Annotated in this window: 13 protein-coding genes; 6 read left to right on the top strand and 7 right to left on the bottom strand. The window is 37.2% G+C overall.

Annotation, left to right across the window (positions count from 1 at the left end):
* Positions 1–5: 5 nt before the first annotated feature.
* The 6 genes from HHL20_RS14690 to HHL20_RS14665 all read left to right on the top strand — a co-directional run bounded on the left by HHL20_RS14690 (position 6) and on the right by HHL20_RS14665 (position 4,164).
* The gene (locus HHL20_RS14690) at positions 6–767 is read left to right on the top strand and encodes a polysaccharide deacetylase family protein (protein ID WP_169231920.1); all 762 of its coding nucleotides are present in this window, start codon (positions 6–8) and stop codon (positions 765–767) included.
* A gap of 135 nt (positions 768–902) precedes the next feature.
* Positions 903–1,529 (top strand): LolA family protein, encoded by a 627-nt coding sequence (locus HHL20_RS14685; protein WP_169231919.1) that lies wholly within the window; start codon positions 903–905, stop codon positions 1,527–1,529.
* Between the two features lie 130 nt (positions 1,530–1,659).
* Positions 1,660–2,130, top strand: a complete 471-nt coding sequence (locus HHL20_RS14680; RefSeq protein ID WP_228463198.1) for a hypothetical protein — start codon at positions 1,660–1,662, stop codon at positions 2,128–2,130.
* 3 nt (positions 2,131–2,133) lie between these two features.
* The gene (locus HHL20_RS14675; RefSeq protein ID WP_169231917.1) at positions 2,134–2,514 is read left to right on the top strand and encodes a 3-hydroxyacyl-ACP dehydratase; all 381 of its coding nucleotides are present in this window, start codon (positions 2,134–2,136) and stop codon (positions 2,512–2,514) included.
* Entirely contained in the window at positions 2,511–2,987 is a 477-nt protein-coding gene (locus HHL20_RS14670; protein ID WP_169231916.1) for a hypothetical protein, read from the top strand. Before HHL20_RS14675 ends, HHL20_RS14670 begins: the two co-directional genes overlap by 4 nt.
* Positions 2,988–2,991: 4 nt before the next feature.
* Positions 2,992–4,164 carry a DUF2062 domain-containing protein gene (locus tag HHL20_RS14665; protein WP_169231915.1) on the top strand — a complete coding sequence of 391 codons (1,173 nt, stop codon included), beginning with the start codon at positions 2,992–2,994 and terminating at the stop codon, positions 4,162–4,164.
* Between the two features lie 51 nt (positions 4,165–4,215).
* Here the strand turns inward: HHL20_RS14665 and HHL20_RS14660 are convergent, their stop codons facing one another.
* From HHL20_RS14660 to HHL20_RS14630, 7 genes are all read right to left on the bottom strand, one after another.
* A complete protein-coding gene (locus HHL20_RS14660; RefSeq protein ID WP_169231914.1) occupies positions 4,216–6,231 on the bottom strand; it encodes an FG-GAP-like repeat-containing protein in 2,016 nt (671 codons plus the stop codon).
* A 24-nt stretch (positions 6,232–6,255) separates the two neighbouring features.
* Positions 6,256–7,350 (bottom strand): hypothetical protein, encoded by a 1,095-nt coding sequence (locus tag HHL20_RS14655; protein WP_169231913.1) that lies wholly within the window; start codon positions 7,348–7,350, stop codon positions 6,256–6,258.
* A 225-nt stretch (positions 7,351–7,575) separates the two neighbouring features.
* On the bottom strand, positions 7,576–9,225 hold the full coding sequence (locus HHL20_RS14650; RefSeq protein ID WP_169231990.1) for a C45 family autoproteolytic acyltransferase/hydolase: 1,650 nt from the start codon (positions 9,223–9,225) through the stop codon (positions 7,576–7,578).
* Between the two features lie 103 nt (positions 9,226–9,328).
* Complete coding sequence (locus HHL20_RS14645) at positions 9,329–10,867, bottom strand: phytoene desaturase family protein (RefSeq protein WP_169231912.1); 1,539 nt, start codon at positions 10,865–10,867, stop codon at positions 9,329–9,331.
* 150 nt (positions 10,868–11,017) lie between these two features.
* Complete coding sequence (locus tag HHL20_RS14640; RefSeq protein ID WP_169231911.1) at positions 11,018–11,902, bottom strand: LpxL/LpxP family acyltransferase; 885 nt, start codon at positions 11,900–11,902, stop codon at positions 11,018–11,020.
* A gap of 85 nt (positions 11,903–11,987) precedes the next feature.
* Positions 11,988–12,242 (bottom strand): acyl carrier protein, encoded by a 255-nt coding sequence (locus HHL20_RS14635; RefSeq protein WP_169231910.1) that lies wholly within the window; start codon positions 12,240–12,242, stop codon positions 11,988–11,990.
* Between the two features lie 4 nt (positions 12,243–12,246).
* Positions 12,247–13,467 carry a beta-ketoacyl-[acyl-carrier-protein] synthase family protein gene (locus tag HHL20_RS14630; protein ID WP_169231909.1) on the bottom strand — a complete coding sequence of 407 codons (1,221 nt, stop codon included), beginning with the start codon at positions 13,465–13,467 and terminating at the stop codon, positions 12,247–12,249.
* Between the last annotated feature and the right edge of the window lie 23 nt (positions 13,468–13,490).

Raw genomic sequence — 13,490 nt, 5'->3', positions numbered from 1 at the left:
AAAAGATGAAACATTATCCTTTTATCCTGTTTTATATTTTCTGTAACGTTTTTATTTATGCGTTTCAGGGGAGCTTTTGGGTTTATGTTTTTTGTTTTTTTCTGTTTTCTGCGATTGTTGTCTGGGGAGCTTTTGATATCGGTCTGAACTATTTTGTCAACAGTATAATCCGTAAAAGGACAAGAGTAAAAGAAGTCGCCTTGACATTTGATGACGGGCCGACAGAATTTACACCGAAATTTCTTGATCTGCTAAAGGAAAGAAACATAAAAGCAACCTTCTTCTGCATCGGAAAACAGATTGAAAAACATCCCGAAACCTTCCAAAGAATTATTGCAGAAGGTCATACCATTGGAAATCATACTTTTTCACATGCTGACAATACGGGTTTTCTATCAACTTCAAAAATGATCGAAGAGATTAAAAAATGTGACAGAGTAATGTCGAATACCGGTAATTTAAAAACAAATTTATACCGTCCTCCGTTTGGCGTTACCAATCCGAATATTGCCCGAGCAATTAAAAGAACAGGGAAAAAAAGCATCGGCTGGAACGTACGGTCTTTAGATACCATTACACAGGACGAAAAGAAAATTTACCGGAAAGTAACTAAAGGCTTAAAAAAAGGAAGCATTGTCCTTCTTCACGATACCTCAGAAAAAACGTACAATGTTTTGGAGGATTTATTGGTATTTTTGGAGGATAAGAAATATTCAACTTTTACAATTGATAATATTTTAACCGCAAAAGAGAGAAAAGCCTTTTAACATTACAGTAAGCTTAATAAAAAAGAACACCTAAGTTTTGAAATCTTTGATTTTCATCTTTGTAGACTTTAATTGTATGTTAAATGGAAATAATAATCTTTTGTGCCTTTTGTGGTTACATTAAAACGTTAAAAAATGATTAAAAATATTGCTTTAGGAGCATTTATATTGGTTTCAGGTGTTTTTTTTTCGCAGAATACAGCAATGTCCGGGGCTGAAGCTAAGGCATTTGTAGCCAAAGTTTCTTCGGAGACTAAGACGATAAAAACACTGCAATCCGATTTTGCACAGACCAAAAAAATGGATTTCCTGGATAAAAATATCGTCACCTATGGAAGAATGTCTTTAAAAACGCCGAATATGCTGAGCTGGAAATATACAAAACCTTATCAATACAGCATTATTTTCAAGGATAACAAGATTTTCATTAATGACCAGGGGAAAAAGTCTTCCGTAGATGCCAAGAGCAAAACTTTCGAAAAAATCAACAAACTGATTGTGGGAAGTTCAAACGGACAGATGTTCAATGATCCTGAATTTTCTGTGTCATATATGAAAAACGCCAATTTCAACATTGCTAAGTTTACTCCGAAATCATCTCAGCTGCTGAAATATATTAAGCAAATTGAATTATATTTCCCTAAAAATGAATCAACGGTTTCACAGGTTAATATGACGGAAGCTTCGGGAGATACGACCAATATTGTTTTTAAAAATACAAAAGTAAATGCGCCGGTTGCTGCTTCGGAATTTAGCTTATAGCTTGATTTTCATTTTGTTTACAGCGTGTAAAACCTATACGCTTAATGATGCGGAACCTGTTACGGCTGTTGAAAAGACTGTTGAAAATCGATACTTTTCCTCTAAAGAAGATTATGTGTATAAATGCCAAATGGACATTTATAAGAATCATGTAAGCGGAATTTTAATCATAAAAAAAATTAGTGAAAACACTCATCGTGTTGTGTTAACCTCGGATTTTGGAAATAAATTAATCGATTTTGAAATTTCGGAGGAAGATTTTAAACTCAATTATGTACTTCCCGATATGGATAAAAAAATCGTCATTAATTTTCTGAAGAACGATTTCCGGGAACTTTTAAAACGGAACTATCCGGTTTCACAAAGTTTTGAAAATAAAACCGATTATATTTATCTTTCAAAAGCAGATAAGAGAGCATATTATCTATTCTTTGGGAAGGAGAACCAAATGTTGAAACAAATTGTTTATACGAAAAACAACAGGGAAAAGATCGATTTTAGTTTTGACGCAAAAAAACATATATTCGCGGATAGTTTGAATCTCCGGCATAAAGATTTTAAAATCAATATAAAACTATTCCAAATAACTGAAACAGAATAAATAATGCAGACAATTCTTACCGATTTTTACCAATTGGAGTCCTACGAAAAAACAGAGAACGGAAGCTATATCGCCCATATTTTACTTAATAAAGAACATGACATCTTTAAAGGGCATTTTCCGGGAAATCCTGTAACACCGGGAGTCTGTATGATGCAGATTGTAAAAGAACTTTCTGAAGAATTTACCGGTAAAAAACTGTTTCTGAAATCGGCTTCAAATGTAAAATTTATGGCGATCATCAATCCCTTTGAAACACCGGAATTGAAGTTACAACTGGATATTACAGAAGCAGAAGAGGAAATTAAAGTGAAAAATACCACTTTATTTGGCGAGACTATTGCATTAAAAATGTCAGTTAACTATAAAAAACTGACACAATGAAACTAATTTTTTCGTTCATTACCGCTTTTGTTCTTTTTTTCCAGTCGAGTGTTGAATCTTTACGATACAGCTATGCAAAAGCCAATTTGTCCAACGCCAATACAGAAGCATTTATCAATACAGCTGAAAAAGCTTCCGGCTCTGATGTCGCCGTCCAGGGCTATAAAGCGGCCGCCAAAATCATGGGCGCTAAAATTGCCAAGCACAACAGAAAAGCAATGGTAAAAGCAGGCGCGTCAGACCTGGAAAGTCTCATTAAAAACAATCCTAATAATATCGAACTTCGTGTCATCAGAATGAGTGTTCAGGAAAATATTCCGAAGATCGTAGGCTACAGAGGCGGCCTAAAAGATGATAAAGCTTTCATTCTGAATAATTACAGCAAACAGGATGCATCTCTTAAAAATTACATCAAAAGATTTGCAACACAATCTAAAACCATGACCGAAGCCGAAAAAGCTACTTTAAAGTAAAACCATGATTTTTGCCGAAGTACAGAATGCAATTTCCGAAAAGAATATCTGCATTTTAGTTCCTACCTACAACAATGAAAAAACACTGAGAAGAGTCATCGATGGTGTTTTGGAATACACGGATCATATTATCGTAGTGAATGACGGCTCTACAGATACAACACCGCTTATTTTACATAGCTATTCTCAGATAAAGGTAATTCACCTGCCAGAAAATAAAGGAAAAGGAAATGCTTTAAAAACAGGTTTCAGGGAAGCAGAAAAGATGGGCTATAGCTATGCTATTACGATTGATTCTGATGGGCAGCATTATCCGGATGATATCCCGGTTTTTGTTGAGGCTTTGATACAGGAAAATCAGGATATCCTTCTCATCGGAAACAGAAATATGGCTCAGGATGGAATTCCCAAAAAAAGCAGCTTTGGAAACCGTTTTTCCAACTTCTGGTTCTGGTTTGAGACCGGTATAAAATTACAGGATACGCAATCAGGTTATAGGCTGTACCCACTGCATAAAATTCCAAGGAAATATTTTACCCCGAAATTTGAATTTGAGATTGAAATCATCGTACGGACAGCGTGGCGACACGTTCCTGTAAAAAATGTTCCTGTAAAAGTATTGTACGATCCTGCAGAAAGAGTGTCTCATTTCAGGCCTTTTAAAGATTTCACCCGAATCAGTATTCTCAATACGATTTTGGTAGCCATTACGCTGGTTTATATCATCCCAAGAAATTTCATAAATAACTTCAAAAAAAAAAGTTTTAAAAGATTTCTAAAGGAAGATGTTCTGGAAAGTGACGGAAGCAACCGTACGAAAGCATTTTCCATTGCGCTTGGTGTATTAATCGGCTTTTCTCCTTTTTGGGGCTTTCATACCTTGCTTACCATTTCATTAGCAGTACTTTTTAAACTCAATAAGGTGCTGGCTTTTGTAGCGTCGAATGTGAGCCTGCCGCCATTTATTCCTTTTATTATTGCGGCTTCACTGTTCCTGGGATCACCATTTGTCGGGGGTGACAGCAATATCCTCAGTCAGGAGCTTAATTTTGATCTGGTAAAAAATAATCTTCTTCAGTATCTTATCGGCAGTGCGATATTATCGGTTTCGATGTCTATTCTTTCCGGAATTGCCGTTTTCTTGTTCCTGAATAAAGTAGATCCGGAAAATACGTAAGTTCAAATAAAAACCGCAAGGCCTTTCGACCCTGCAGTATCATTTGAGTTTTTATTTAATTGTTATTTTCTGTGAATAATTCTTTCCTGTTTTATCTGTTACCTGCAATATATAAGTTCCCGGTTTTACATCTTTTACGGAAACCTGGTTTCTTTCAACCTTAACCTGCAGAATAATTCTTCCGCTCATTTCATAAATCCTTGCCTGCTCCGGAGTAAAATCTGACTGGCTTTTAAACTGGATTATATCATGTGCAGGATTTGGATATACCGTAAACATTTCTTCCGCAGCCTGAATCTCTTTTGTGCCTAAGAATGACCCTTCAATTACGTTTAATGTTGTATTAGGATTTACATTATAAATTGTATCCACTATACCGGAAGGCCAACGTACGATCACTTTTGTAATGGCTGTAGCCTGACCGATCCCGAAATGAACATTCAGCGTACTCATATTTCCAAAACCTGTTCCGCTCTGTACATCCCTGATCTGTTTTCCCCAGGATCCGTAGATTTCTACCCTGGCTCCAATTCCGTTTCTGTTGCTCTGAGTCCCTTTCAGGGTTACTTTGAGCCATTTGTTGGTATTCCCTGCATTCATTAAGACAGTACTTCCGTTCTGAATATCAAGAAACCCGTCGTTATTTAAATCCCCGATAGGACGATCAAAGCTGCTGAGGTTATAGGGGTTGGGATTTGGGGTAAAAGTAAAATCTCCGTTCCCGAACATAATGGTATTTCCGGCACCTAATACATCCAAAAACCCGTCATTATCAAAATCGTAGGCTACATATTCTCTGCTCAATGCATTTGTTGTATCATAGCCTGATCCCGAAGATTTATCGGTAAAGGTTCCGTCTCCGTTATTTTTCATTACTTTACTCAGTCCATTTGCTGTGGAATTAATCCCCACCACTGCGTCCATCCAGCCGTCATTATTAAAATCTCCCCACGCGGAAGACCATGTCTGAACAGGGTTTGCCATGTTGGCTGTCGCCGCTACATTGGTAAAAGTAGCATTGCCGTTATTTCTGTGAAGTTCATCGATATTCCCGCCGGGCCCCGAACCGCCACCGCTGCATTTCGCAATAAAGAGATCCATATCTCCGTCATTATCATAATCGATCCAGATAGACCCATAATTACCTCCGGAAGGGAAATCGCCCAGTCCGCCCTGGCTGTGATTCATATCTGTCCCATCATTGATATAATATCTGTTAGGGGCATTATCATCGCAGATAAATGCATCTAATTTACCATCGTTGTTGATATCGATAAAATTGGTTCTCTGAACCAAAAAAGACTGCGGCTTCCTGTCGGATGTGTAAGCTGTTCCTGTAGCATTTGCCTTTAAGAAAGCAATTCCGCTTCCAGAACCATAAACAAGATCGTTAAAACCATTGTTATCATAATCTCCGGCTGCAATGCTCCAGGAAGGTGTTATAATAGTACTGGGAACGGTATATGTTACATTATTGAATGTTCCTCCCGGCTGCTGATAAGAAATAACAACCTGGGTTGCGCTTACTACAGAAACAATATCATCAAGATAATCTCCATTCATATCTACAATACAGTTATTAAAACTTCCTGCAACAGAAACCGACTGAGAGGTAAAGGTCAGACGATCCGGCTGGACCACTACTTCTGAAACATTGATATTAAAGCCTAATGAAGAAAATTTGTTATCAAATACAATATAATAAGTTGTGCCTGCAACTGCATTAAAAGTCACCTGAGAAAATTGTCCCGTATAATCATCGTTGGCTGTAATACAATTGAGCGCGGTACAATTTCCTGAAAATACTATTAAACGGGTATCTGCATTTTGACCAGCAGACGAAGTGGTAATTTTAATCGTTTTATTTGCGGTGGCTGTATATTTATACCACAAACCTTTTGTCCCTGGTCCATTCGTTAAAGTACATACCGTTAAAGGAGGGTCTCCTGTTACATCCGGAGCGGTAACCGTTCCTAAGCCGATTGGAAGTGCTGTAGCACATGTAAGCTGCGCAGAGATCCATGTACTGTTCAATAATAAAACAAATAAGGGGAATATTTTTTTCATGGATAAAAGTTTTTAGTGTTATTTTTATGGACAAGTCTGATTCAAAGAGGAAATCCATTGTTGCAGCAGTTCCACTCCTTCATCATGGACAATGGTCCTTCCGAGCAGAGGCATTCTGTTGTTTTCATTGGTAGAACTCAGCCTGAAATGCATCACTGATTTGGCAGGATTGCCGGGTGTAATAATTCTTTCCAATGAAGAATTAAGAGGTTCATCGGCCATTACACATACTCCCATCTTCGTCAGATTGGCAGTCTGGCTGAAGCTTAGACGTATTGCCCTGTAATCGCACCGTGCATTTTCCTGATGACAATGCGCACAGTTGATATCTAAATAAGATCTAAGACGGATATCCAAAGGCTTAGTTGTATCTTTGTAATTTACAGTAGAAACGATATTGGATGGATAACTCTGAAGATATCCTTCATCTACGAGTTTCTGTAACTGATTTTTAATTCCGTTGGGATAATTGTATGTACCATTTATATTCTGGGGTTTCAGACCGATAGGAATAGGTTTATTATCTAATTTATGGCAGGCCAGACATTCCGTTTCTGAAGGGATCCTGTAATCGGTGGTGATAATCTCACCATTATCTTTTTTGAAAGTAATGTTCTTAGAACTGCCGCTAGCAAAGTTGGCTCCGGTAACCAATTCGGCTTCAGTCTGGGCATCATTCCAGAGGTATTCTGCAAAAATCCAACCTGTTGATTTTTTGATCATTAAGCGGGTTTCAAGAATTTTTGTCGTATTCCCGGGTTGTATGGTATTGTAATAGAAATTTTTGATTAACACGGTTCCGACGGGAAAATTTAATACTTTATCATCAGTATCATAGCTTGCCTTTACCCCGCCCGGCATCCAGATGAATCTCTTTTTCAACGCATAATCCGTAAAAAGTGAACTGGCCGGCTCGTAAGGAATTACCTTGGTGTTTGGCTGCAGATTTTTCAATTCCCCCGTAAAAAACATGTAAGTCGATAATTTTGAATACGGAACCGCATCAATATTAAAATTAACAAAAGAACTCTCCGTTTCTATACTTTCAATTTTCTCGTCATTTTTACAGGAAAACAGCACTAAAAAGCAAAATAAAGTCAGTAAGTAGATTTTTCTCATTCATTACGATTTAACGAAAACGAATTTAATCATTTAAATCATATAAAATAGAATAATCATCAATAAAAATAACAATATCATTGAAATAACTTAAAATTTACTAAAATAACACACATTAAACCTGTTAAAATCTGATAAAATAGATACACATTGGAAAATATAAAATGAAAAAAATATTATTAAAAAAATTACAATAACATAATATTTTTAAAATGTTTTAATTGATTATTTGGCTTTATCGTACGCTTTACGAAGATATCGTTCAACATTTTTTCTATCCGGAATAGTAGTGATTTCCTTCGTCAGAGCTATTTCAAATTCTTTTTTTGCTTTAGCGTATTCCTTTTTATTTAAATAATACTTTCCGGATTGATAATATACTAACCAGAAATCCGGGTTAAAGGATTGATAATTTGCCAGAAAACCCTCCGTTAACAACGTTTCGCCTTCAATCCCTTTTTTTACTTCCTCATTCATGAGTTTGTACCGTTCATAATTTTTAAATTCCTGAGAATCGAGAAAAGGATCTTTCGCAATATTCATTTCGGATCTTGCAAAATCACCTTTCTTCAGTTTTTTTTCAGAAAAAATTTCACTAAGATCATAGCACACAAATTCACCGAGCTGATAAGGATTTGCCGAAACCCACGCCAATTTTTTCTGAGGTGAAAAGATGACAGCGTGATGCGCAATAAGCTGGTTGATCGCTTTCTCGTTTCCGTAACCTATTTTCTTGCCCTTCAGCCCTGATTTATCCCTTAAAATGACAGCCATTTTTTCAGGATTCAGTTTTTTATTTTCTTCTAAAAGTTCCTGAAGCTTTTCGTAACGGTATTCGGAATGGCTTTCTGCAATGTGTTTCTGATTTCTTTTATCATTTTTATAGGCTTCCGACTGGAAATGATTGGTACAGAAAACACGGCTTGTATTATTAACCTTATACACACCGAAATTATCCGGCGATACTTCGATGATAACAGCGTTTTTATCGTTTGCACTTCCCACAAGAATGGATTCCGAGACAAAAACGTTCCGCTTCTTTGCAATAGCTACCGCTTCATCAATATTTTTTGCGTACTGCAAAATTTCCCTTGTAACCAAAGAAATCGGGGTTTTTGCAGTTAGCGGAATTTTAGACTTTCCGGCATTAATCGTTACTGTAAGACCCTCTTTATTCATTCCGGAAACCACACCGATCATTCCCGGCCAGCTCACAGACATATAAGGAATTCCGTCTTCTGGTTCTACAAATTCTACGACCTTATTTTTTGCGAAATCATCACCCACATAAAAATCGAAGTTCCTTCCGATCAGCAAATCACCGTCTTCCGTATTTTCGTTCCAGACGGCCAGAGAAGTACATCCCACCATCATGAGATCCTGCATCGCATGACCGATGTCGTGAGCACCGTGCAGGTAAAGATTCCTAAGGTATTTCGGAGCTATAAAATTGTATTCATCGGAAGAATATTGAGACAAACCATACAATTCTGCCTGAAAATCTTCCCGAACATTGAGATACATTTTCCGATTGTACCATTTCAGGAATCCGCGCAGGATATTTTGTTTAAATTTTGAGGGAACAAAGCCTTCCACTTTTGAAAAGAAGATCTTCTCCTGCCTCTGCATCAGATTCTGTGTTAAAGCTCCATTGTTGTAGCCCAGCTGCAAGGGATTTCCTTTAATGTACAGTTCCCAGATCTGCTGCTTGTTTTTCGTTAAATAATTTTGGTTAAAACTAAAAGTTGAATCGTTTATTTTGTTAACCTTAGGGATTTCAAGGGAATATTGCCTTACATCAGGAATATGGTGTACAGATTTCCGGATTCCGCAAGATGTCAGGATAAAAATAATGCTGAAACCTAGAAACAACATGAAACATCCTGCATTACGACGAAAAAAGAAAATCATTTTTAGTATAGATTCTTCATTATGTTTTTCTTTATCCGGAATGACGATCCGTAAATTACTGTTGCTTTTATTCTCCACTTTTATTCTCGTTAATAAAATGCGTTAATCTATTATCCATCAATTCTTTGCCAAGAATTTCCGCACAGGTATTAAAAGCTCCGATCGTACAGCCTAAAATACCATGCATATTCACAGACTGGCCGGTCAGAAAAAGATTATCGATTTTTGTTCTTGGGGAAACCATTGTTCTCAGAGGATTTTCCGAACTTTTGCTGTAGCCGTACATATTTCCGTTATAACTTCCGATATAATCCCGGTAAGACAATGGTGATGAGGTATAGTACCTTTTAATATTTTTTCTCAAACCCGGAATTTTTTTTTCTAAAGCATCAATCATTTTTTCAGCTTTTTCCACTTTAAATCTTTCATACGCTTTCCCTCTTTCAGATTCTTCTGCAACGGTATTGAATGTATTTTGCCATTCTTCCACCTCATCAAAATCCATATAGGAAATTGCGGTAAGACTTTCTGCAAAACCGGGATTATGCTTTGATTCTGTTGAAGAAAGCATATATGTTTCAGGCCAGGATCCTTTTTGATATTGATAAGCATTCCACACCATTTCTTCGTTGGAATAATGGTAAATATTATAATTAAAATCCGGGATTGCTTGAGGTTTAAGGACCAGATATACGCTGAAGCAGGAAGAAACCGGTTGCCAGCTCATGATTCTATTTAAAAATGACTTTTTCAGCCGCGCTTCACCAATCAGTTGAATGGCAGAGCGGATTTCTATATTGGAAATGAATTTCTCTGCAAAATATTCTTTTCCTGCTGAAGTCCTCACTCCGGTTATCGCATTATTTTCATTAAAAATAAATTCAGAAACTTCAGTGTGCTTGTATACTTCGGCACCATATTCACGAAGTCTGCGGATCAGCAGTTTTGAAATCTGGCTTCCTCCTTTCACACATTTGTAAGCGCTCTGGATATAAGAATTGACCGTAAGCGCATGAACATAAAACGGAATATTTTCGGAGTCTCCGGCATATAAAAAATTTGAACCTAATAAAACCGACTGCAGTTTTTTATTTGTGGTTATAGACTCAATAAATCTTTTGGTATTTAAGTGAAGTACCTCTTCATTATAATTTTCTTTGCCTACTACATGGTATCTTGGAAACTGACTGCACACCCGCTGAATTTCTTCACAGTAATCTTGTAAATTCCCCTTTTCTTCCGGAAAATATTTTGACAGCTGCTCGACAAAATTTTCATAGCCCTGCGCATGCGGATACTCGTTTTCATCATCCCCGAAGGTGATTTTATCATAACCCTGTTCATCCATTTTTCTGAGCTGAAGCTCATCCATTATTCCGAGATATGAAAAAAACTGATACAGATTCTGCCCTTCCGACAAACCTCCTAAATAATGAACTCCGGTATCGAAAACAACCTTATCCCGGGAAAAGGTCTGTAAATTTCCTCCATACTGGTTATTTTTCTCCAGGACACAGACTTTCAGGCCTTCTTTCGCCAGAATAAGTGCCGAAACAAGACCGCCCAATCCACTGCCGATTACGAGTATGTCGTGTGTTTTTTTCAAGGAGATTAATTTTTTATCAGTTTTTTGGAAGCCTTGCCAACGTTTTTGCTGAGTTATTTGCAGCCCGGCTTGAGCGGAAATCCTTTTTTTGTGAAAGCGAAAAAAGATTGGGAGCGGAAGACGGAAAAGCTGCCCTAAAAATATTGAAATTTAATCAATATCATCCCAAAAATCAAAATAATTGAACCATTGGAGAGGATATTTCCTGATCATAGATTCCAGGTTTCGGGTATAGGAGTTGAGAAGCCCCTGTGCATCGCGTTTTTTGACGTTTTCGGCAACTCTTGCATAAAGGTGATAATGAAGATTTTTTTCTTTCATCACATACACATAGACCACGGGAACGCCCAATCGTGAAGCAATAAGAAAAGGTCCGGCAGGAAATTTCGCCGTTTTTCCGAGCAATTCTCCTTCTAAGAATTTTGAGCCTTCAAAATAACGGTCACCCGTAAAACAGATCAGCTCGTTTTTGGATAATGCTTCATTGATGTCGAAAATATGGGACATATCTTCTTTGACATAGATAAATTTGATATTGCTTTTTTTAACGGAAACACTCTCAAGATATTCCTTAATAACGGTAACTTCCTGATCTGTTGTCACCAAATTGATCTGACAGTCAAAATCGATGTCTGCAAAAAAGTGTTCTGCAATCTCAAAATTGCCGATGTGGGCGCTGATGAGGACGCCTCCTTTTTTTTCCGCTAAAAGGTTCCTGAGGTTTTCAATCCCGTCAAATTCGTAGGTATATTTGTCCCGTAATCCGGCTGAAATAGCTGTTTTATCAATGAGAACCGTTCCGAAAGTGAAGTAGCTTTTAAATAAAGAAACTTTTGTTTTCCAATACCTGTAATTGAGTCTTTTCCCGAAATAATATCTGTAATACCTGTTGCTGTTTTTCTCGAACAAAAAGTAATAGAAAGCAACAAAATAAAGCACAACATATGAACTTCTGACCCCGATATTTCTAATGCACCAGACGAAAATTTTATAGCCCAAAATCGTCCCTTTAGATTTACCCTTCCACTTGTTCATAGCCGTAATTGAAGAATGTAATAATGTAACAGTGTAACAATTATTCGATCATACATTGGTAAACTGTTATATTGCTACATTATAATTATTTATTTTTTTCTGCGATTTTGTTTTCGATAGTAGAATAGAAATCGTCAAAAGTCACGATGTTTTTAAAATCAGTTTCGCCTAATTTCACTCCGAAATTAGATTCTATCACTACTACAAGGTCAATATAATCTAAGCTGTCCAGGCCTAAGGTTTTTTTAAAGTTGGCATCGTTGCTGATTTCGTCGCCGTCTACTTCAAATTCGTTGACTAAAAAGTCATTGGCAATCGCAACAATTTTTTCCCTTTCCATGTTTTTAATTAAATTTTTTAACGATTAATGCAGAATTGGTTCCCCCAAATCCGAAAGAATTCGACAAAAATACGTCAATTTTTTGACTTTTTGTTTCGGCAACCAAATTTATCCTTTTTGCTTCGTCATCAGGATTTTCCAGATTGATATTCGGTGCTATGAAATCGTTCTGCATCATCAGAATAGAATAAATAACTTCACTTGCACCTGCCATCCAGCATTCGTGACCGGTCATTGATTTCGTAGAGCTTACCGGTACTTGACTTCCAAAAATTTCGTAAATGGCTTTGGCTTCATTGGCATCACCAATTGGTGTGGAAGTCGCATGAGCATTAATATAATGAATATCTTTTGCCGATAATCCGGATTGTTTCAAAGCCCGATCCATTGCTAAAGCGGGTCCGTCTACATTAGGTGTGGAGATGTGCCCTCCATTGGAAGAAAAACCATAACCGACAATTTCCGCGATGATATTGGCTCCTCTTTTCTGGGCAGACTCTAAACTTTCAACAATTAAAGTTGCTGCGCCTCCACTCGGAATTAATCCGTCTCTGTCTTTATCAAAAGGTCTTGATGCTTTTGTCGGTTCATTTTCCCTTACTGAGAAAACACCCAGTCCGTCAAAACTCGCCATTGAATACTTGTTGGTTTCCTGCGCTCCTCCACAAATAATCATTTCTTGGAACCCGTTTTTAATCATCATATAAGCCAATCCCAGAGAATGAGAACCGCTTGCACAGGCTGCGCTGATGGTTAAGTTGATTCCTCTCAATTTAAAAATGGTCGAAAGGTTCATGGTTACTGTGGAATTCATGGATTTAAAAATCGCTCCTGAACCCATTAAAGTCGTATCTTTTTTCTCTCTTGCAATATCAATAGATTCTACCACCGCCTTGGAAACGCTGTCGTTTCCGTATAAAATTCCGACCTCGTTATTGTCTAAAAAATCCTGGTCGATATTGGCCTGCTTCAGAGCATCAAGCGTTGCAATATATGCATATTCGCTTTCTTCGCCCATGCTTACACGCTGTCTGCGGTTGAGAAGATTTTTAAGATCAGGCTTCGGAACAACTCCTGTTAATCCGGATCTGAAGCCAAACTCCTTTCTTTCATCTACTAAAAAAATCCCGGATCTTCCCTGAAATAAAGATTCTTTCACCTCTTCTAAAGAAGTTCCGATGCAGGAATAAATTCCCATTCCGGTAATGACAACCCTATTTTCCATGTTAAAAAATGTAACAGTTTATC

It is taken from the genome of Chryseobacterium cheonjiense, from assembly GCF_012927265.1.
GTDB lineage: Bacteria > Bacteroidota > Bacteroidia > Flavobacteriales > Weeksellaceae > Chryseobacterium > Chryseobacterium cheonjiense.
The sequence above is the reverse complement of the archived record's forward strand: the minus strand, read 5'-3'. Positions and strand labels throughout refer to the sequence as shown.

Excerpts from the sequence above, each read along its gene's own strand:
- HHL20_RS14655 (WP_169231913.1), bottom strand. The coding sequence starts at position 7,350 with ATGAGAAAAATCTACTTACTGACTTTATTTTGCTTTTTAGTGCTGTTT.
- HHL20_RS14675 (WP_169231917.1), top strand. The coding sequence starts at position 2,134 with ATGCAGACAATTCTTACCGATTTTTACCAATTGGAGTCCTACGAAAAA.
- HHL20_RS14635 (WP_169231910.1), bottom strand. The coding sequence starts at position 12,242 with ATGGAAAGGGAAAAAATTGTTGCGATTGCCAATGACTTTTTAGTCAAC.
- HHL20_RS14650 (WP_169231990.1), bottom strand. The coding sequence starts at position 9,225 with ATGTTGTTTCTAGGTTTCAGCATTATTTTTATCCTGACATCTTGCGGA.
- HHL20_RS14670 (WP_169231916.1), top strand. The coding sequence starts at position 2,511 with ATGAAACTAATTTTTTCGTTCATTACCGCTTTTGTTCTTTTTTTCCAG.
- HHL20_RS14630 (WP_169231909.1), bottom strand. The coding sequence starts at position 13,467 with ATGGAAAATAGGGTTGTCATTACCGGAATGGGAATTTATTCCTGCATC.
- HHL20_RS14640 (WP_169231911.1), bottom strand. The coding sequence starts at position 11,902 with ATGAACAAGTGGAAGGGTAAATCTAAAGGGACGATTTTGGGCTATAAA.
- HHL20_RS14685 (WP_169231919.1), top strand. The coding sequence starts at position 903 with ATGATTAAAAATATTGCTTTAGGAGCATTTATATTGGTTTCAGGTGTT.
- HHL20_RS14690 (WP_169231920.1), top strand. The coding sequence starts at position 6 with ATGAAACATTATCCTTTTATCCTGTTTTATATTTTCTGTAACGTTTTT.
- HHL20_RS14680 (WP_228463198.1), top strand. The coding sequence starts at position 1,660 with ATGGACATTTATAAGAATCATGTAAGCGGAATTTTAATCATAAAAAAA.
- HHL20_RS14665 (WP_169231915.1), top strand. The coding sequence starts at position 2,992 with ATGATTTTTGCCGAAGTACAGAATGCAATTTCCGAAAAGAATATCTGC.
- HHL20_RS14660 (WP_169231914.1), bottom strand. The coding sequence starts at position 6,231 with ATGAAAAAAATATTCCCCTTATTTGTTTTATTATTGAACAGTACATGG.